Here is a 20811-nt window from a genome sequence, read left to right on the forward strand (position 1 = left end):
AAATGTGGCAGATCAGGGTTTCCATGAAAAAGTTCCTTTTAACTTTTTCAGTATTTTTCGTTTTCATCCTGAAAGGCTATAGTCAGGATATCGGGATTCAGCTTGCAGAGAATGGCATCTATGGACGGGGTTCATCTATTGCAGTAAAACTGACACTGGATGAAACAGCTGACTATTTTAAAACAAACAACGAATTTACACTATACCTTTCCGACGCCACCGGAAATTTTGCTAATGAAACGGAGATCGGGAGGTATGCCGGATTCTATAGTACTTTTCTGAACGGAAGAATTCCGACAACTGCCTTAGCCGGCAACTATAAACTGCGTGTAAAAGCCAGCAATCCCGCTGTCATAAGTTTGCCAACTGCGTCATTTGAAATAAAAACCGATATAGGAGTTCTTGCTGAAATAAATGCACCAGCTCTGCAGACGATAGAGAATGCCGGAACAAAAGCATTCGGTTCCTGTACGCCCGGAAAAAATGATCAGCGATTCAATTTCACCAACGGCTCTTCGTATGGCGCAGAGGTCAGCGCTGTTTTTGTTAACGAAAGCAATGGAACTTCCACTACTTTAGACTTTAACACTTCTCCCCAGACATTTACTGCCAAGATCACTCATTACACGGTTTTTGTGAGGGCAACGTTAAACGGCATTACCGGCACAAAGGCATTCTTTCTGATCAATAATATGATCAATACGCCCTTTAACCCACCAGGGAGCAGTACTGTTTGTCTGCCTCTCGGAGCATTGGAATATAACGTTGAAACGACCTCGACAAATGGGATTCAAATGAATTTCCCGGGTAACACGTATCAGGTAACCTGGGGAGACGGCATCGTGGAAAGTTACAACCTGAGACGGATAAAAGCATCAAATGGCAAGATCAGCCATGTATATACAAAATCCTCCTGCGGGAGCCAGATTAATATAGGAAGCATCCGTTACTATAATGTTTTCGGGATCGTGGTTCAATCCATGAGCCCGTATTGCGGGAACATCGGCGTGCCGGTATCAAGCCAGGCGAAGGTAATCGTACAACCAGAAAATCGTTTTTTCCTCCCAACTGTTGCCTGTATAAACACATCTCTTGCCATTCCTAACAGTTCTATTGCAGGGGAAGACCCGAGTTCCACTTCACCATCATGTCAGAACAATAATGTCGTATACTACTGGTATGTAAACAATACACCCATTACACCTCAGGGTGTTCCGTTATCCTGGCAGCTGAACATCACGTTCAAAGACGCCGGTTACTATAAGATCAGACTTGAATCGCAAAGCACGTCTGAATGCCAGGCTGATCCGGTGGAAAAAACAATTTATGTGCAGAAAGCACCTGTTCCTGACTTTAAATTAAACGGTTCGATATTTTGCAGCGGGGCAACGGTTAAGCCCGAAAATAAATCGGTGATTGACACCAGTATCCTGGCTGTAAGTTCATATAAATGGGCAGTTTCAGGCCCTGCCCCTGCTGTGTTTCTTTCCAACACTAAAGACACCAGTCCCAATCCTGAAATCGGCATTACCAAAGCCGGTATCTATACCATTAAGCTAAGTATCATTTCGGCCTGCAAAACGGTAACAACCGGCGAGCAGACATTTATTTTTAACGAGAGCCCCGGTGTCAACGCTAACTGGGCGACAAATCTATGCGGAAAAGGGCATCTCCTGACATTCAGTAATACAAGCGGTAATCCTGTGCAAACTACCTTTACGGGGACTTACTATGAACAGGCCGCAAACTATAAATGGGAAGTTTCCGGGGGAGCCTATTCATTCGGGAACGGGACCACATCGGCTTCCAAAGAGCCTTCGATTCTTTTTAAGGATTATGGAGTATATACCGTATCTGTTACTTACAGCAATAATTGCGGAACCATTACCACAACCAGGAAGATTACATTCAACGAATCACCAACCGTCAGTGCCGGAAATGATCTGACGATATGTCCGGATGAGCAGGTTCATCTTAATGGGTCTATAACCGGACCGCCGGTTTTATCTTTTGAATGGAAAGGCGGCACCGGTACTTTTATGCCCGGCAGGAATGTTCTCAACCCTCAGTATATTCCTTCTTCTGATGAAATTGCAGCCGGAAAGGTTGATCTGGTCCTGTCGGCAATCACCATGAACCCGGCACCGTGTAATATTGTGGAAGATGTGATCTCCATTTCCATTAATCCCCTCAACAAAATAACCACTGCAAAGGAAATAACCATTTGTACCGGATCTGCGGTCAATTACAATCCTGTTTCTTCAGTAACAGGCAGTACCTTCAAATGGACAGCATCCGGAACGGCAAATGCAAGCGGGTATCACAGTTCCGGCACCGGCCCGGTTAACGATGTTATTATCAATACAGATGCCAGCAATGACGCCATAGTCACTTATACGATCATACCGGAAAGTAACGGATGCCAGGGCGAATCTTTTACGCTGAAAGTAAAGGTCTCCCCCCTGCCGGTCATTTCTTTCAGCACAGGAGGCAACTCGGTTTGTACAGGGCTCCCTGCGGGAATTACCCTTTCTTCAAACCTCGCGAATACATTATACCGGTGGACAAGCAGCGTAACGGGCAATCTTAGCGGCAATTCAACGCAAAATACTCCGGTCAGCATTAACACCATCAGCGACATCCTGCAAAATTCAGGGAATACCTCCGGCACAGTCACCTATACAGTTGTTCCTGTAACATCTTCAGGATGTGAAGGCACTCCTGCTACCATTACGATCACGGTATCAGCGCCCCCTGTTATAGCAAACGCGGGCACAGACCAGAAGCTTTGTAACGTAACAATGGTTAAACTGGATGCAAATCATCCGGGAGAGGGCAACGGTAAATGGACACTCCAGTCGGGCCAGAAGGGAGTAAGTTTTGACAACGATACCCATTTTGATGCCGTAGTCTCCGGGCTGGTTGCCGGCGAAACTTACAGGTTCCTCTGGACCATTACAGGCCCCTTCAATTGCCAGGGCAGCAGTGATGAAGTGCTGATCCGGGTGCTTCCACCCATCACTTTAAACGATATATCAACGCCTTTGACTACAGTATGCGAAGGTTCGGATTTTATGATCTATGGCACCTTGCCTACAGGCGGAGACGGAAATTACAGTTTCCGCTGGGAAACAAGTGAAGACGGCTCTTCCTGGTCTGCTCTTAACACGCTTCCAACTCAGAACATTAAGGTAACGGCAAGTGACACGACCTGGTTCAGAAGGATCGTGACATCCGGTGATTGCAGCAGTTACAGCAACGAGATCAAAGTAAATGTACAGGAGGGGATCAGGAACAATACCCTATCAGGAGACCAGTATATCTGTTCCAATATAATTCCTTCTATAATCAGCGGAAGTGCTCCCGGAGGGGCTGACGGCATATTTAGTTACCAGTGGGAAAAACGGACCAGCGGCAATAGTAAATGGACAACCATCCTCACAGCTGTAGATATAAATTACCAGCCAGAGGCGCTTACCGAAACTACTATGTTCCGCAGAATTGTTACTACCGCACTGTGCAACGGGCTTCAGCAGAACGTAAGCAATGTGATCACTATAAAAGTCTCTCCCGGCCCGCGCGCACATTTCAACTGGAAAAGCGATGCATCCTGCGCTCCTTTCTCGCTGAGCAGCGATGTGCTGAAAGCAGAAGACTCAGAGCCAGGCGACGTATATACCTGGTATGTAAATGATAAAAAAGCCGGAACCGGACAAACTTTTCCCGGTCTGACCCTTCCAAACCCGGGCGATTCGGCAATAGTAAAGCTGGAAGTAGCAAGCGCCCTTGGCTGCGGATCTTCGTTCTATTCTCACACCTTCCGTACCAGTAACGCACTTGAGGCCAGTTTTACAGCAGATAAAATCAAAGGATGCGGCCCTCTCAATGTCAAATTCACCAATACTACGTCGAATACACAGGATGTAAATTTCACGTGGGACTTTGGCAACGGAAAATCATCAGGGCTTCAGGATCCTTCAGCAGTAGTATTTGAAGGCAGGAAAGACGGAAGAGACACTATCTACACCGTCACCCTCACCGCTACATCCAAATGCTCCACATCGTCAAGAACGATCCAGGTTAAGGTAATCGGGCAGGCAATCGCTTCATTTGTTCCTACCAGGACCACAGGCTGTTCACCTTTAACCGTTACCTTCAGGAATACAACAAAGGGAGAGTCAAACACCTATATCTGGGACTTTGGGGACGGATCGGATGTAGTGAGAACAGACAGCAAAGAATCTGTCACCCATACCTATAAATCCAGCAAACCCAGGATGTATACAACCACCCTGACGGTGGTAAATGAATGCGGCAGCAATGAGCAGCCCTTTGTCATCAGCATATCTCCAAATACAATAGCACCCGAGCTCTTGGTGAACGGAAATGAATTCGAGGGTTGCGCCCCTCACAAAGTAAGGTTCATAAACGGTTCAGCAGGAGCCAGTATCTATACTTACGATTTTGGCGACAACACTCCTCTCTACACAACTAACAGTTCTGACCCGGTAGTCCACTCCTTTGCAAAAGGCGGTGTCTTCACTGTTAAAATGACGGCTTCAAACGGATGTTCTGACACCACTGTTTCTAAAACAATCACGGTATATCCCCAGGCAGTGACAGATTTCGCAGCAGATCAGACAACAGGATGTACCTCTCTTGCTGTCAACTTCCTCAACCGGTCCACCGGCGCTGCATTCTTTAAATGGGAGTTCGGAGATGGATCGGTGTCCGATGAGGCCAGTCCTTCACACACTTATGAAGGGCGATCCAGGCCCTATACCGTAAAACTGATCTCTGTCACCTCATTTGGGTGCACAGACACCCTTATACTCAAAGATTACATTACAGTATATCCTCCGCCCGTGGCTGCCATGGAGGTACTTCCCGGCGAAACAATCAGCCATCCTCAGTACGGTTTCCAGTTCAAAGATGCCAGTACAGGAAATATCAGTTCACGGCTCTGGGATTTCGGGGACAAGAGTGACGGATCTTCCGCACGCGATCCGGAACATACCTATCCGGACACCGGTGCTTACGAAGTGAAATTAATGGTCACCTCGGCCGAAGGATGTGTATCTACTATCACAAAAACGGTTAGAATAACCGGAGTACCCGGCCAGCTTTTTATCCCCAATGCATTTATGCCAAACAGCGTAACAGAAGAGCTCAGGACATTTAAAGTGAAAGGTTCGGGAATAAAGAAGTGGCAGATGAGGATCTTCAACAAATGGGGTGAGCAGATCTGGCAGACGCGTTTGCTCACAGAAAAAGGCATTCCTGCTGAACACTGGGATGGAACCAGCAATGGAAGTCCTGTCCCTCAGGGGGTATATTTCTGGGAGATATCTGCAGAATTTAAAAATGGAACCCAATGGGCCGGAATGACGTATAACCATTCAGAGCCTAAAAGAACGGGCGCTATCCATTTGATAAGATAATGAAACGCTTTTTTCCATCCATACTAGATAAAATTATAATAGCGATGCTTTTTATGATCTCCGGCGGTGTTAAAGCCCAGGATCATATCTATTCACAATTTTTCAATGCCCCAGCTTATCTCAATCCCGCTTTAAGCGGAGAGTTCCGGGGCTCATTCAGGGCTAATATGATCTATCGCAATCAATGGAGTTCCATTGCCGGAGATCTGAACTACATGACAACTTCTGTTGATTACAAGCTGCCGAGCTTCGGAGGCGCTGTTGGCCTTATGTTTAACAGTTCATCAGAAGGAACGGCATATCTTAAGAAAAATAATATTGCAGGAATTTACTCATACAGTGTCGGTACGGATGGCTTCACCGCTTCATTCGGATTGCAGGCGGGCATCACAAACAGGAAGCTGGATTTCAGCAGGCTGGTATTTTCAGATCAGCTTGATGCACGCCTGGGTTTTGAGGGAGGAGCTTCCGCTGCGGAGTCCCCTTTTAATGATAACAAATATTATTTCGATGCCGGTACGGGTGTGAACCTTGTATTCGGAACAGCCATGCTCGGAGGCTCGCTGATGCACATCAACAAACCAGATGAATCATTTACCGGCAGCAGGGTATATACGCCTATGCGCCTGGCTGTCCATGCCAGCTACCGCCATGCCCTCGACCGCGCAGACCCGTATGATGATGACGGCACCTACCTGATTCCATCTGTGGTCTACTACAGACAGGCTGAAGCTGCTTCCCTGAGTGCAGGCGTACAATTCAAATACAGGGGCGTAAACGCCGGTGCGTGGTACAGGTCAAACGGAAAAGGCCAGAGCGACTCGTTCGTAGTATCTCTGATATTCGACATCTTTACCAGCGGCTATAAAAATCAAAAGGTACGTTTAGGAGTCAGCCATGATGCTACTGCCAATAAGCTGAACTATTCCAATACCAGTGGTACGTCGGAACTCAGCGTAGGATTTGAAACCGGAGAGGCACATGACAGAGGATACCAGGGCCTGAAATGCTACGATTTCTATTAACAGGATTACTTTAATATTCTCCGGTCTTATATATGCCGGAGAATCTGATTCTTTTTGAACCTCCTGAATTTCTCCCCCGGCGGCAAACCTTTTTACCATTCATATTGAAAAAAATTAAAACAAGCAGAAAAGCAGGAGGTTATATTTAACAAACAATACCTTACTCCTATGAAACGAATATTCTTTACATTAACCGCTGCCACTTTTTTCCTTGCTTTTTCAGGAGGGAATGCTATCGCACAGACTGCTGCAAAAGCAAACAGCAGCACAAAAGTAAATACCAGTACAAAAAGCACAGCCAAACCCCGGATCAGCAGAACCAACGACACTTCCATGTTTGCAAGGTACAGGCAACGGTCTTTACTGAGAATCACAGACACAACAGGGATTGGCCTGGGCTTGCGGTCTGATTCCCTGAGAAGGCTGAACTTCAAGCCGGGGAGGCCTGCTCTGCCTGTACAGAATAACCCCAACCCGTATTCTAATTCGCCGGTTGTACATCCGGACAGACCAGCTTTGAAAACACCGGCGATAGCACCAAAAACGAAAACAAAAGATTAATAAATAGAAAAGGACGAGATTATCACGATAGTCTGTGCTTGCATTTTAAGCCCGGATTATCTGAATTATCCTGGTATTTCACCGATCCTGGGAAGGAGTTGTCTTACCAAAGAGATGAGTTAAACTATCTAAGCGTTATATATAAAAAAACAAGCTTAAACAGAATGAGCCCGATGGATATCGGGCTCATTCTGTTAAGCTTGTCTGGTATCAGATATAAACTAATCTGCTACCGGGTAACAATATTGTAAAACAGGCATTTCATACCATTTGAGCGAAGTGTTACCGCCGTTCTGAGCCCAGTCTGTGATTGATGGATATGCACGCACGATATTAGTCTTCTCCTTCGGATATTTAAAATTCGAAACAGGGATATTCAATGCCCATGGAAGATTGCCGCGTGTTACATATGTCATAGTGGTGGAATTATCACCGCTGCCTAACACATTATTTGCAAGGCTCGTTCCGCTGAATCCTGGCAGGTGAACTTCATTACGTTTACCTCCTGTGCTCTTCTGGAATATAAAAGGATTCAGGGTAAATGCTTCGCTTGACAGCTCAACCGGAGTGTTAAACGTCACAGTAAACGTATAGGTCACTGTAGGCGATTTTGATCCGTCTGCAATTGTATTCCAGTTTTGCTGAACTGCCCTTGCGTTGTCGAACAGCACTACAACAGCTTTAGTCTGTCCCTGCTCTTTTTTAATACTTTCCTTATTAGTAGCAGAAAGTGTGATATTGCTTGAAGCCGTTGGGAATTCTATACCAAATCCGTTTTCATAATCTCCTCCGGAAGCAAGCAGGGTATAAGTTCCTTCAAGTTTAGTAGCCTTATTGCCGTCTTTATATAACCTGTAAGAATAAGCTACAACGATATCATTCAAGTCGAAGTCACCTTTTGATGGCCAGTTATCTTCAAATATCAATGTATAGTTTCCTGAGTTAGTAACAGGCGCTTCGCCGTTTCCGGGATTACATCCTGTTGCCGGCATGTAATAGTCGCTTTTGTTGGTCTTTACAGCACCATCATTGAACTTATTCGAGGCTATAGTATTTTGTGCATCATTCTTATGGTATACAACAAGATTTCCGGAAAATGAACCATTTAAATTATTGTAAGAATCAAACTTCAACAAAGATGTGTTGCCGGTTGCTAAAGCCTTACCGTTCAAATAGTCAATCTTAATGGTTTGGAATATTGCGCCGTTCCTTAAGACTATGTCCCTGTTACATTTTGTCACTCCGCTTCCATTGATATGGGTTGCAGGGTTGCTAGCATCCAAAACATATCCAACATTTGTAAAACCAGAGTTTTCAAATTTACCGTCTATGCCAAATTCATTCTTCACATACAGGGCGCACTCATTGTACAAGCCTCCGTTTCCGTTTACCATCAGGTCATTAGCGAAGATCTTATCATGGTTAACGCCGGTTACCGTTGCGTTGATAATGAATTTACCATTGACGCGGAAAGGCCCGTAGTTTTCAAACCCAAGATCAGAGGAATTTAATGTAAAATCCCCGTTGGCTACGATCGAACCGTAATTTAAAAACTGAGATGCAGTAATGGACTTATTAGATGCATTAACAGTTAAAGAGCCATAGTTGATTATAGAAGCACCATTGTTTATCTGGGCATTGCCTTCCATTGAAAGAGAAGCCCCTCTTGTGAGGATTAGCTTCGACTTATCTTTGAGATTGCCGCTGAAGCGTACATTCTGAGCACATACTTTTATTGTTACAGATCCTGAGTTATCATTAAAACTCAGTTCAACACCATTCGTTGTAACGCAAAAAGTTTTTCCGTTATCGGATGACTCTAAATTATTGCTTCTGTTCGTTTTGATCTGGTTGGCATCATCACAATCACAAACAGGCTCAACTGCACTAACCCTGGCTGAAGAGATTGAAGTACTGCCCTTTTGCTCCCCAAACGCAACAGAAACGTTCGCTCCGGATATCTTAACTTTTTCAGTAACAGAAGATCCGTCAGGTGACGTTTTAACAACGTAGACTTCCTCCAGCGCAGAAGTTAAATTTATCTTCTCTATAAAAGGAGCCACAAGTGTAGCATTTCCGCTTGAAATAAGGCTACCACCATTTGATGGATTTGCATCATAAATAGCAACTGAGTGTACAGCATTTCCAAAACGGGAGTCGGTTACACTTATGTTAAATTTAACTGCCTTTGTAGTAGCCCAGTTAAATCCCTCAGGGACTGTTATATCCTCAAGTGACGTTTCAGCAGAAGGCCCTGATCCCTCCTTCTTACAGGAACTTGTTGCAATAATACCGGCTATACCGGCTAATAGTAGTAATCTTTTCATTCTAAATCTCCTTCTCCATTTAACACCAAACAAGTGCCAAAAAGGAAATTCCCCCTGTCAACGCGGGAAACCGGGAAATTGGGAAACGGCCCAAAAAAAAACGGGGAATTCTTTACACAACTGGCTGTGGAAAGATTCCCCGTTTAAACATCTAATTTTAAAACCCTATTTATAAATGAAGCTGTTTTGACGATATCCGGAAGCAGTATTACTATACCAGTCAGTATAGTTAGCTCCTCCCGATGCAGCCCATCTTGCAAAGTAAAGATAGGTCTTCGAGATATCTTTAGATTCCGCAGGATAGCTGAATGAAGATTGGGGAACATCTATTGCCCATGGCAGACCTGTTGCCGTTACATAGTATTTTCCTGAGCCTGTCCTGTCATCCTGGGTTCCGAAAAGCGAAGTATTGGCAAGGGCAGTAGAAGATTTGCCCGCCAGGTGTGTTTCCACACCTCTGCTTAATGAATGATTCCAGATAAACGGATTATAGGCCCCAAGTCCGAATGAATTGATCTGGGGCTTGCTTGTTACGTTAAAACTTATATTGTAAGTCTTAACAGGAGCGGAAGGCTCTCCGGGGATCGTGTTCCAGGCACTCTGCTCATTCCTCGAATCAGAGAACACCAGAATGACTGCTTTGTCCTGCCCTGTTTCCAGCGTTCCTCCCGTTACATCTGCAACTTCCGACCGCTTAACCGGAAACTCTATCCCAAATCCATTATGGTTCGTTCCTCCGCTTGCAATTAAATTATATGTTGCATTGACCTGGACAACCTTATTGTTAGCATCTGTGACGATCATGTAACGGTATCCTATCACCACGTCATTCAGATCATAATCTCCTTTTGAAGGCCATGTATCTTCGAACGCCAGAGTAGACTGGGCGTCAGGTGAATTAGAGGGATAATAGTTATTAAACGCTTTAGTTGGATCATCAGGGTACTGATCTATAGCATCAGCCACCTTATCGCCATCCCGGTCTGCTATGGGAGCTGTTCCATTCCCTTCCGTGTTACAGGAGGAAACCGGAATATACAGGTCGCACCCGGTTTTAGCACCTCCGGAGAAAGTACCGTAATTGGTCTCTATACCATTTTGATCGCAATAAACCACGTTGCCTGAAACAGCCCCGCTGTTAATCGTCGATACGCCGGATACCTTTACCAGAGAAGCAGTTCCGTATCCTCTTATCCCGGTATTCATGGTCAGGTTTGCAGAACTGAACATAGCCGTATTGTATAAGCCCAGTTCCCCGCTATTTAAATAAGATATCCTGTCAACTCTTACGTATCCATAGTTCCTCATGGTTCCATTGTTATGGTATTCGTTTTTTGCGTAGAGGAAACAGTTATTAATGAATGTACCGGAATTTAACCTGAAACTATCATTGGTAGTGATTTTTCCGCCATTTAAAGCGGTATTATTGGAACTGCTCTGAAAACTCGAACTGACAGTGATGGTGCCGTTATTCGTAAAAGTACCGGAAGAGTTGAGATCCAGGTTACCGTTAACTGCAAAATTTCCATTATTGGTTAAAATACCATTTAGTGAAAACCCGCCGTCGAAAGTAACAGTACCATTGTTCTCAAAATAAGTAGATGCACTGTTCAGATTTATGGAACCTGCTGATACCGTAACTCCGGAAGAGATAATAAGCTTCGAATTATTATTGAGATTCGCATAATTTATCCTTACGTTATTACCGGTGATCCTTACAGTTGAGCTTGCATTAAAATTAAACCCTACCGTTATATTACTTGCCGATACACATATCACCTCGTTATCAGTACCCAGATTATAGTCCCCCGAAACTGTGATAGATCTTGTACATGGTGTCTCAGTTGCCGAAGTTGCAGCACTGCTTTTAGCCTGCATAACGGCTTTCCCGGAAGCTTCTGAGCTGATAGATAAAGAAACAAGAGCTCCGTTTACCGCCACCTTTTCAGTCACGGATGTCCCGTCGGGAGCTGTCTTCACTATATATACAGCATTCAGCGATGTGCGGAGCGCCAGCTTAACATTGAAGGAATTAATAAGAGAAGCCGCCCCTCTGGCAATTAGTGAACCTCCCGCCAGCGGATCTGCATCGTAAATTGAAATCACATGAATTGCTTCTTCAAAGCGCGCATCCGAAACACCTATCGTAAAAGATACTTCCCGCGAATTCTCCCAATTGAAACCCTCGGGGATGCTTATGCTTTCCAAATCTTCAGAAACTGTATCTCCTGTATCCTTCGTACAGGAGGATACCATAAAAAATAGTAATGAGGCTGTAATAAGTAAATACCTGGTCATGCGCGTTAATCTAAAATTGTGTTGAGGGCTAATCTAAAACCTTTGCTCTTTATTTCTCACTTTTACGGCAAATAAAATACAAGGTTTCCTTTAATTTTATTTGCCTGCTTTCGTTTCCCCGTTAACTGGCCGGATCGACAATTTGTTTTGTCTATTAAAAAATTACATTCCTGTAGACTTTAACAGACAAAATTGACCACCAAACAAATCATTTAACACAAGTGCCAAAAAGTTTCGGATTATGCAAAAGCCTCTTTTTTAAGCGATTCCTGAATTTTTGATTTTTTGGTGCGCATCTTGAACATTCCCGGTACACACTTAACAATAACAGTTAAATAAAAAGTGAAAAAAAAATGAAAAAAATAGTTTTACTTGCAGCAGGCTTTCTGATGGGAGGCGCTGCTTTTGCTCAGACAACAACGACTCCGGGTACAACAAAATGGGGATTAAAGGTGGGGGTAAACTTACCTAAATACCACGTAAAGAATGATAACGGCGATGACCCGGAATCTGAGAGTACCGTAAATTTTCATGTAACAGGTTATGCTGATGTTCCACTTAGCAATTACTTCTATGTTCAACCGGGCTTAAGCCTCCAGGGAAAAGGAGGAAAGGTTAGTAGCGAAGCTCTGAATACTAAAGTTGAATATAATACCATGGAACTTGGCGTACCTATCAATTTTGTTTGTAAAATGCCACTCGGGCCAATGGCAAATCTTTATTTAGGTGCAGGCCCTTATGTGTCATTCGCATTGAGCGGTGAACGGAAATTTACAGCAGGTAACAGTGAAACCAAGGAAGATTTAGAATTTGGTAGTGATTCTGGTGACGATCTGAAACGCACAGACGCAGGTTTGAACATCCTTGCTGGTGTTGAACTTGGAGGCGGATTCAATATTGGCGCCAACTACGGCCTCGGACTTACTGACCTGAGACCAAAAGGTGACGGCGATAACGGAAAGTTAACCAACCGTGTATGGTCTTTCTCAGTAGGTTATTCTTTCTAACATCATCACATTTCTTTCTAAATTAACGCTCTTAATTAAAAGTTCCGTTCCCATTCGGGGGCGGAACTTTTTTATTGGTACTTTTACAGCGTGAAAACTTTCTGTCTCCTGCAGATCTTTTTTTCGCTGCTCCTCTTATCGATCCCTGGCAAAGCCCAGAAAGTTGGGTTGGTGTTCAGCGGCGGAGGCGCTAAAGGGCTTGCCCATATAGGGGTTTTAAAGGCGCTCGAGGAAAACAATATTCCCGTCGACTACATTACCGGAACTTCAATGGGAGGAGTAGTGGGAAGCATGTATGCGGCTGGATTTACACCTGCTGAGATAGAATACATAGCTAAAAGCACTGGCTTCCAAAACTGGGTGAACGGAAGATTTGAGAGTGACTATAAACATTACTTTAAAAAAAAGCCTGAAAACCCCTCCGTGCTTTCCCTAAAGCTCAGGATACAAAAAGGCCTGCATCCAAAACTCAGATCAGGTTTGATCAGCGACATTCCCCTGAACTTTGCGCTGATAGAACTTTTATCACAAGCTTCAGCCAATGCAAAGAATAATTTCGACAGCCTTTTCGTTCCCTTTCGTTGTGTCGTTTCAGATGTTCTGTCGGAGAAGATGATCGCTGCGGATACCGGAAGTCTCGTGGAAGCAGTAAGAGGAACGATGACCGTTCCCCTTGTGTACAGGCCGGTAAAAGTCAACGGTAAATATGTATTTGACGGCGGTCTGTATAACAATTTCCCCATTGATGTAATGAAAAAGGACTTCAAGCCCGACTTCATACTTGGGATCAATGTTTCATCCAAAACATTTAATGAATACCCCAAAGATATCGATGAACAGCTGATAGACAGGTTTCTTCTATACATGTTTCTTTCCAAAACAGATTCTACCTCCATAGGCAGGGACGGTATTTACATCCAGCCCGATATTGCCGGGTATACAAGTTCCAATTTTTCTCCCGTTGAAGCCCTTATCCGGAAAGGCTATGATGCTACCATGGCTGAAATGCCTGCCATTAAAGCTGCCATTTCTCGCCGGACGAATGAAAGGGAACTCGCGCAAAGACGCGATGAATTTATCCATAAGAAAGAACGCCTTCAGTTCCGCAACCTCAGGGTAACGGGCATAAATTCCAAACAAAAGCGATATGTTACCCAGCTCTTCCGGCAAAGGGAAAAGGAATTGAACCTCCATGACATCAAAGATGGATACTACCGGGTGGTGGCCGACGAAAGCTTTGAAACGGTTTATCCCCGAATACTTCGTAACTCACAAAATGAAACGTACGACTTTGAAATGCAAGTGAGACCGGAGAGCAATTTCAAAATTGATATTGGCGGATTTATCTCCACCCGCCCCATCAGTAATACCTATCTCGGATTACAGTACAATTACCTCAGGCGTAAATCATATACTCTTGGAACGAACTTTTATCTCGGCCGATTTTATGAGTCAGCCCAGGCGACGTCCCGGATTGACTTTCCGGCCTCTCTCCCTTTCTTTGTGGAAGCTGAATTCACCTATAACCACTGGAACTACTTAAACTCCAGCAAAATCTTTATATCAAGTCTCAACTCCCTCTATATAGAACAATCAGACAGGAGGATTATCTTTAAGAGCGGAATCCCTTTGTCGCATAACGGCAAATTTGAAATCTATTCCGGATACATCAACACGGAAGATAATTACAGTCCGGATAACAGCTATAGAAGCGGGGACACGTTTGACGAAACCACTTTCGATGCTTTCACCAGCGGCTTCAGTCTTGAAAAAAACACGCTTAACAGAAGACAATACGCCACCAAAGGACTTTCATTCACACTTAACGGCGCTTTCTACTCGGGAGTGGAAAACTATGTTCCGGGCAATATATTAAGGGACGAGCCCGGATTTGAAAACATAGCAGAGGAAAAACATCATCACAACTGGTTCCGCTTTAAGGTGAACCACGAGCAATATGTTCTCTCAAATAAGACCTATTCACTCGGCTACCTGTACGAAGGTGTGCTGAGTAATAAATCCTTTTTCAGCAACTACAAATCAACCATCCTGAGCGCACCGGCATTCTATCCTCTTCAGGATTCGAAATCACTCTACCTGGAAAGCTTCAGGGCACATTCTTATGCGGCAATGGGATTGAAAAACGTCTTCAGTCTCCGCAGGAATGTCGATCTCAGGATCGAGGGATACATCTTCCAGCCGGTGGAGCCTTTTGGGAAAAAAAATCTTCAGTCGACCGCCTACAAAGGTATATTTGCGGATCGTTCGTACGCGGCAACTGCCGGATTGGTTTTCCATTCACCGGCAGGTCCCATTGGTTTAAGTTTCAATCATTACGACGATGCACAAAAGCGGTATGGTATTATGTTCCATATTGGCTATGTACTGTATAATAAAAGAAGTTTAGAATAATGAAAACGCTCATAAGAATTTTACTGTTAGCTACTGTAATATCATCCCATTCGGCATTAGCCGGAACGAAAACCGATTCTCTTAATAATTTCATCGTAAAGGAAAACCTTCTTAAAAACGATAAGTTGGCAGTAATAGCAGCCGACGAAAACGAAAGACCACTGGAAAGCGTAAGCGGAACCTACCTGTTCAGCATAAATGGATTCAAACAGGAACTCCGGTTTAACGACGGAGTGGCTGTAGCCCCTCAGCAAATAGACAAATCGACATTTGTATATCTGAAACATAAAAACGACGCAGGTACACATGCCAAGCTCTATTATGTTATTAAAAAAGAAAGCGGACTAAATCCTTTCAAAATAAACTGGATGATACTGGTACTGGTACCTCTGGCTCTTATTGTTCTCGCAAGCATGTTCCGCAAATTCATTGTGTTTGCTGTCATCATTCTGATTGCGATGGCCCTGTTTAATTCTAATAAAGGATTGGGGTTGCCAACTGTGTTTGAGACGATTATCGACGGAATAAAGTCAGCTGTTTTTTAATGCTCTTACAATGTTAGGGTAATAGTTGCAACATAAAGTCCCTCCTGCATCAGAGCCGCATGCTGTTGAGGCTTTTCTAGAACGGCAGACCGATTCCGAAATTATACTGCAAAAACCGGTAGCGGTCGGGGGCATTTGTTCTTAAATACTCAGCTTTAAAGTCGCTCCGCTCACTTCTGCTGAACAAGTGTTTTACAACCCATTGATCTGAACCTGTAAATTGAGGATCTTTGATTTTAGCTCCTACATCAAGACGAAAAACGAAATACTGAACATCAATCCTTAACCCCGCTCCTGCACCAAGCGCAAGCTGATCAAGGAATTTATCAAACCTGAACTCCCCTCCCCTGAAATCCTTTGTCCGGTGCAGCCTCCATACGTTCCCAAAGTCTGTAAACGTTGCTCCTTTCAGCTTGGCTCCCAGGAAATTGTTCATGATCTTAAAACGGTATTCAATATTACCTTCCAGCTTTATTTCGCCATACTGATCAAGGTAAGTCAGGTTCTTTCTCGCCTCTTCTGATTGTATATCCCGCCGGTTGTAATTACCCGGCCCTAGCGTTCTCGCCTGCCATGCCCGAACACCGGAAAAGCCGCCTGCATAAAAATTCCTCTCATAAGGAAGACCTACTGAATCAGTACTTCCGTACGTATTCCCATAGGCATAAACTACACCTGGATTTATCCTGGCAACAAGCTGCCTCTCGCCTCCCATGTGCTTGTAGAAGCGGAAGTCTATTTCCGTCTTTGCATATTGCAGATATTTCAATCCTGCCAGCGTCCTGAAACCCGCGGTATCCTTCTTAAGTTTCAGAACATTAGCCAATATTCCCAATGTATTACCTCCAAGGTCGGCGAGCCCGCGGAAATAGAAGAAGTTATCATACGAATTTAACTTGTTGGCATTATAAGTAAAACTATAAATGCTTCCAAGGTTAAAGTAGCGGCGGTCGTTAGTCCTGATATAAGCCTCATACCCCAACTGCCTTATCGAATCACGAAACTCAGGATCTAAGCGCCCGTCGCGATACTCAATATTAACCGGCGTTAAACTATGAAGCTTATTCCTGTCCTGCATCCAGTCGTATGTTATCGAGTTAATAAACAACCGGTTACGAAAGGCCCCAGGCTGATCAAAAACCTGCATACTGCTTGAAAAAGTAGTATGGGGGATCGCTGTACTGATTTTTGAAGGGATTCCAAAAGGCACAAGAAGCCTTGGGATAATCAGATTAGCCCCGATCTGGAACTCCCTGTTAAAAACGTTGCCCCAGATTTTCCTTCCCCCCTGGGTGTCAAAAAGTATCCCGTAGCGAAATTTGATGTCCAGCTGCTCCGCCCCTCCAAACAGGTTGCGGTTCGTATAAGTATTTCCAAGGTTGAAGCCGTTACGTCCTGAATTGAACGTATACTCCCCTTCCACCCGGTTACTCATTCGCTTTAAAGGCGTTGTCTCGATACGGACATTCAGGCTGGAACTGTCGGGATCTTTTTCATACTCGATCTTCAAAGATCTGAATACATTTAACTCATACAGGCGGTCGTATGTCAGGTTTTCCTTTTTCACACTATAGGGAGCCCCATAGTCCATAAACATGTAGCGGGAAAGAGGCTTAAAGCGAAACCGGTGAGAATAATCCCTGAAAAAAAACTTATCGCCGACCCATCCGCTGTCCGGCACAACACCTCTCACCCTGCCGCTGCTGTTGCGGATTTCCATCACCGTTTTTTTGTTAAAGTAATATTTAGGATGAGCCGCCTTGCCGGGAGGATTATATATATTCATCTTCACATCTACCCTTCCGGATGACAGGTTGCTGTCTACGTTTACATGTATATACTGCTTTACGAAGTCATAATATCCGTTATCCTTCAGGATATCGTATGTGCCGTTAATTTCATACATCACAGAGTCGGCATCATAACGATTTCCGCTTCTGATCCTGGTAAAACCAGCACGGTTCTTCTCGTAAAGAGCGCGCACGGATGTATCAGGAATATCATAAGTAAAGTTCCTGATATTAAAGGCCGGTCCCTGTTCGGCCGTGAAGCTGATATAAGCTTTTTTATTCTTTACTTCTATTTCGCTTTTCACCCTGGCGTTGAAATACCCCTTATATACCAGGAACTTCTGGATCTCACGTGTGGAGATATCAACCAGAGAACTATCAAGTAAATGCGGTGCTTCTCCAACGTTCCTCACCCTCCCCGTACGGTATTTCCCGTCCTTCGTGTTAAACATATTGTAAAGAGCAAGGTTAAACCGCGAATTAGGCTGGATATCCTTTTGAATATAAAGGGAAGCAGCCTCTTTAAGCTCTTTATCTACCCCCTCCAGTTTTACGTTTTTTACAAGCGCCTGATCTTCGTTAAGGTAACGGGTAGCGGAACATCCTCCTAATATAACTGTTAAAAACAGTATACTTGCAGCAAAGAAAATACGAAAGGTACTATATGCTTTCAAAATCCCAAGTCAGTTTTGTAAATGCATTACATCAAAAAAAACACAGAAAAGAACATCTTCTTTTCATTGCAGAAGGGTATAAATCAATAACTGAATTTCTTCAGTCAGATTATTCAGTCGACACAATTTTTTATACCCCTTCAGCCGCGCCAAAGTTGGGTAAATTCTCCCAAAAAGTAAAGCTGGTTGAAATCAGCGCAAATGAATTAAAAAAAATCAGTACTCTTACCACCCCGCAAGACTGTCTGGCTCTCATCCATACACCCCAAAAAACTATCTTAAGCACCGAAAGTTTTAAGAACAAGTTCACTATTGTGCTCGACGGCGTTCAGGACCCAGGCAACCTGGGCACCATTATACGAACTGCTGACTGGTTTGGGTTTTCTGAAATTGTGTGTTCCGAGGATACGGTAGAGGCATATAATCCCAAGGTGGTACAGGCCACAATGGGATCTCTGGCCCGTTTAAAGGTACATTACGGGGATCTGACAAGCCTTTTAAAGCAGACAAAGCTTCCCGTATTCGGAGCGCTGCTGAACGGAACGCCTGTTTATGAAACTGATTTTGGCAGAGAAGGATTTTTAATACTGGGTAATGAAGGAAATGGAATTTCTGAAAGCGTGATCACAACGATCACCAATAAAGTTACCATCCCCCGCTTCGGAAATGCGGAATCATTGAATGTTGCCATTTCTGCCGGAATTTTCTGTTCTGAGCTAAGAAGATCGAAGTAAATTCAAAAACTGATTTTTAATTTCAAAATAATTATTATTTTTGCACTCCCTCAAACAGGGTCGGATGGCCGAGTGGCTAGGCAGAGGTCTGCAAAACCTCCTACAGCGGTTCGAATCCGCTTCCGACCTCACAGGAGAAAACATTAAAAAGAAAACCATGGGAGTTACACGTTTAAAAAGAAAAGACAGAAGAAACAAAACGGTTTCACGCCTGGAAGTTCAATTCCTGAAGCTTGGCCGCAACATCGAACAGGGCAGCCGCTCAAAGGAATCTGCTAACAGCCAGCTGGCAAAGAACAACGAAGTTCTTGCTAAGATCGAAGCTGAAGCAAAATAAGGAAGATCCTGTCTTTTACAGGCAGAAAAGATATTGTGAGAGGATACTTTTAAAAAGTATCCTCTTTTTTTGTGGCATCTGCAGCCTATGCTATCTATGTGCTTTGATTTATATGCGCACTATCATCTCCAGTCCACTTGGCTATCCCTCCACTTTATTACCATATAAAAAAATCAACCCTCACTCTATTACAAATTTCCAATAATTTTACCCTCACTTTATTACAATATGGAAAAATTTAATTTAACTTTAGCTGTATGTTTAATAGATCAATTCTCTCCGAATTAGCATTATGGTCAACTAAATCACGCAGAAAGCCTTTGGTTATCAGGGGAGCAAGGCAAGTCGGCAAAACAACTGCAGTCAACCAATTTGCCCAACAATTCGAACAATATATTTACCTGAACCTGGAAGTGCAAAGTGATCGGCAGCCATTTGATCAGTTTAAAACTATTGAAACACTGGTACAGACATTATTCTTTCTAAAGAATTTATCGCTTACAAAAAAGGATAATACACTTCTGTTTATCGATGAAATACAGGAAGTGCCTGAAGCTCTCAATATCTTGCGATATTTCTATGAAACAGAACCGGGAATAGCTGTTATTGCCGCTGGAAGCTTGCTTGAAACGTTATTCGATAAAAACATCAGTTTTCCGGTGGGGCGCGTTGAATACAAAATATTGAGACCTGTATCTTTTCCAGAATTTCTTGCAGCAATAGGAGAAAAAGAGGCACTACAATATTTGGAACAAATCCCTATCCCGGCGTTTACACACGAAAAAATGTTAACACTCTTTCATACTTACGCACTTATAGGCGGTATGCCAGAGGTGATAGCAGACTATAGTCAAAATAAAGATTTAAACGCATTATCGACTATTTACGATTCACTTATAACGGCATACATTGATGACGTCGAAAAATATACTTCCAGTGCATCACAGGTTCAGCATATCCGCCATGCTATCCGTGCTTCGTTCTCCCAGGCAGGGAAAAGAATCAAATTTGAAGGCTTTGGGAACTCCCCATATCGCTCCCGTGATATGGGTGAAGCTTTACGAACATTAGAAAAAGCCTTACTAATTCAATTGACATACCCCTGCACACAAGCACAATTGCCTCTCTTGCCTGACTATAAAAGATCGCCGCGATTACAGGTCTTAGACACTGGTATGCTTAATTATTTTGTAGGCATACAAAAGGAAATATTGGGGACTCCCGACTTAAACAACGTTTATCAGGGAACGTTGATTGAGCATTTAGTTGGTCAGGAATTACTCGCCACTCAATTTAATGCTTTAAGTGCATTGAATTTTTGGGTGAGAGAAAAAAAAGAATCCACCGCGGAAGTAGATTATATATGGGTATTCGAGGGTAAGCTTATCCCTATTGAAGTAAAATCAGGAACTGAGGGAAAACTAAAATCACTGCATCTTTATATGGATATGGCCACCCATGCAATGGCCGTACGTTTTTATGCAGGCGAAATCAGTATAACTAAAGCGTATACCCTTGCCGGGAAAATCTATTATCTGCTCAACTTACCTTATTACCTGGTGTCTTGTATAGAGCTCTATCTGCAATGGTTCCAAAAGCAAATACAAAAATAGCCGGGAAACATCCTCCTCTTTCCGACGGTTTCTCAGACCGGAATTGC

At 43.7% G+C, this 20811-nt stretch carries 12 protein-coding genes and 1 tRNA gene; 10 read left to right on the forward strand and 3 right to left on the reverse strand.

The window, feature by feature from the left end; translation table 11 throughout:
* The first annotated feature begins 23 nt into the window (after positions 1-23).
* The 3 genes from DDR33_RS04700 (at position 24) to DDR33_RS04710 (ending at position 7027) form a co-directional block, all read left to right on the forward strand.
* On the forward strand, positions 24-5441 hold the full coding sequence (locus DDR33_RS04700; protein ID WP_158280635.1) for a PKD domain-containing protein: 5418 nt from the start codon (positions 24-26) through the stop codon (positions 5439-5441).
* Positions 5441-6466 (forward strand): PorP/SprF family type IX secretion system membrane protein, encoded by a 1026-nt coding sequence (locus DDR33_RS04705; protein WP_238387666.1) that lies wholly within the window; start codon positions 5441-5443, stop codon positions 6464-6466. Before DDR33_RS04700 ends, DDR33_RS04705 begins: the two co-directional genes overlap by 1 nt.
* A 168-nt stretch (positions 6467-6634) precedes the next feature.
* Positions 6635-7027 (forward strand): hypothetical protein, encoded by a 393-nt coding sequence (locus DDR33_RS04710; protein WP_109414626.1) that lies wholly within the window; start codon positions 6635-6637, stop codon positions 7025-7027.
* Positions 7028-7248: 221 nt separating this feature from the next.
* On the opposite strand, the gene DDR33_RS04715 is transcribed toward DDR33_RS04710, so the two are convergent.
* Positions 7249-9354: an LruC domain-containing protein gene (locus DDR33_RS04715; RefSeq protein ID WP_109414627.1), complete on the reverse strand. Its 2106-nt coding sequence runs from the start codon at positions 9352-9354 to the stop codon at positions 7249-7251.
* A gap of 165 nt (positions 9355-9519) precedes the next feature.
* A complete protein-coding gene (locus tag DDR33_RS04720) occupies positions 9520-11652 on the reverse strand; it encodes an LruC domain-containing protein (RefSeq protein WP_109414628.1) in 2133 nt (710 codons plus the stop codon).
* 353 nt (positions 11653-12005) lie between these two features.
* Between DDR33_RS04720 and DDR33_RS04725 the strand changes: the two genes are divergently transcribed.
* From DDR33_RS04725 to DDR33_RS04735, 3 genes are all read left to right on the forward strand, one after another.
* On the forward strand, positions 12006-12659 hold the full coding sequence (locus tag DDR33_RS04725) for a porin family protein (protein ID WP_109414629.1): 654 nt from the start codon (positions 12006-12008) through the stop codon (positions 12657-12659).
* Positions 12660-12749: 90 nt separating this feature from the next.
* Positions 12750-15071 (forward strand): patatin-like phospholipase family protein, encoded by a 2322-nt coding sequence (locus tag DDR33_RS04730; protein ID WP_238387667.1) that lies wholly within the window; start codon positions 12750-12752, stop codon positions 15069-15071.
* Positions 15071-15616, forward strand: a complete 546-nt coding sequence (locus tag DDR33_RS04735) for a hypothetical protein (RefSeq protein ID WP_109414630.1) — start codon at positions 15071-15073, stop codon at positions 15614-15616. Before DDR33_RS04730 ends, DDR33_RS04735 begins: the two co-directional genes overlap by 1 nt.
* A 76-nt stretch (positions 15617-15692) precedes the next feature.
* Here DDR33_RS04735 and tamL read toward each other — a convergent pair whose 3' ends face one another.
* Positions 15693-18080 (reverse strand): translocation and assembly module lipoprotein TamL, encoded by a 2388-nt coding sequence (gene tamL, locus DDR33_RS04740; protein ID WP_238387668.1) that lies wholly within the window; start codon positions 18078-18080, stop codon positions 15693-15695.
* On the opposite strand from tamL, the gene DDR33_RS04745 reads away from it, so the two are divergent.
* From DDR33_RS04745 to DDR33_RS04760, 4 genes are all read left to right on the forward strand, one after another.
* Positions 18071-18814, forward strand: coding sequence for a TrmH family RNA methyltransferase (locus tag DDR33_RS04745; RefSeq protein WP_109414631.1), 744 nt, complete (start codon positions 18071-18073; stop codon positions 18812-18814). The genes tamL and DDR33_RS04745 overlap by 10 nt on opposite strands.
* 58 nt (positions 18815-18872) lie before the next feature.
* A tRNA-Cys gene (locus tag DDR33_RS04750) sits at positions 18873-18943 on the forward strand.
* Between the two features lie 28 nt (positions 18944-18971).
* Complete coding sequence (locus tag DDR33_RS04755) at positions 18972-19151, forward strand: spore protein (protein ID WP_109414632.1); 180 nt, start codon at positions 18972-18974, stop codon at positions 19149-19151.
* A 257-nt stretch (positions 19152-19408) separates the two neighbouring features.
* On the forward strand, positions 19409-20764 hold the full coding sequence (locus DDR33_RS04760; protein WP_109414633.1) for an ATP-binding protein: 1356 nt from the start codon (positions 19409-19411) through the stop codon (positions 20762-20764).
* Positions 20765-20811: the final 47 nt, after the last annotated feature.

It is taken from the genome of Pararcticibacter amylolyticus, assembly GCF_003130405.1.
GTDB lineage: Bacteria > Bacteroidota > Bacteroidia > Sphingobacteriales > Sphingobacteriaceae > Arcticibacter > Arcticibacter amylolyticus.

Excerpts from the sequence above, each read along its gene's own strand:
- DDR33_RS04700 (WP_158280635.1), top strand. The coding sequence starts at position 24 with ATGAAAAAGTTCCTTTTAACTTTTTCAGTATTTTTCGTTTTCATCCTG.
- DDR33_RS04705 (WP_238387666.1), top strand. The coding sequence starts at position 5,441 with ATGAAACGCTTTTTTCCATCCATACTAGATAAAATTATAATAGCGATG.
- DDR33_RS04710 (WP_109414626.1), top strand. The coding sequence starts at position 6,635 with ATGAAACGAATATTCTTTACATTAACCGCTGCCACTTTTTTCCTTGCT.
- DDR33_RS04715 (WP_109414627.1), bottom strand. The coding sequence starts at position 9,354 with ATGAAAAGATTACTACTATTAGCCGGTATAGCCGGTATTATTGCAACA.
- DDR33_RS04720 (WP_109414628.1), bottom strand. The coding sequence starts at position 11,652 with ATGACCAGGTATTTACTTATTACAGCCTCATTACTATTTTTTATGGTA.
- DDR33_RS04725 (WP_109414629.1), top strand. The coding sequence starts at position 12,006 with ATGAAAAAAATAGTTTTACTTGCAGCAGGCTTTCTGATGGGAGGCGCT.
- DDR33_RS04735 (WP_109414630.1), top strand. The coding sequence starts at position 15,071 with ATGAAAACGCTCATAAGAATTTTACTGTTAGCTACTGTAATATCATCC.
- DDR33_RS04745 (WP_109414631.1), top strand. The coding sequence starts at position 18,071 with ATGCTTTCAAAATCCCAAGTCAGTTTTGTAAATGCATTACATCAAAAA.
- DDR33_RS04755 (WP_109414632.1), top strand. The coding sequence starts at position 18,972 with ATGGGAGTTACACGTTTAAAAAGAAAAGACAGAAGAAACAAAACGGTT.
- DDR33_RS04760 (WP_109414633.1), top strand. The coding sequence starts at position 19,409 with ATGTTTAATAGATCAATTCTCTCCGAATTAGCATTATGGTCAACTAAA.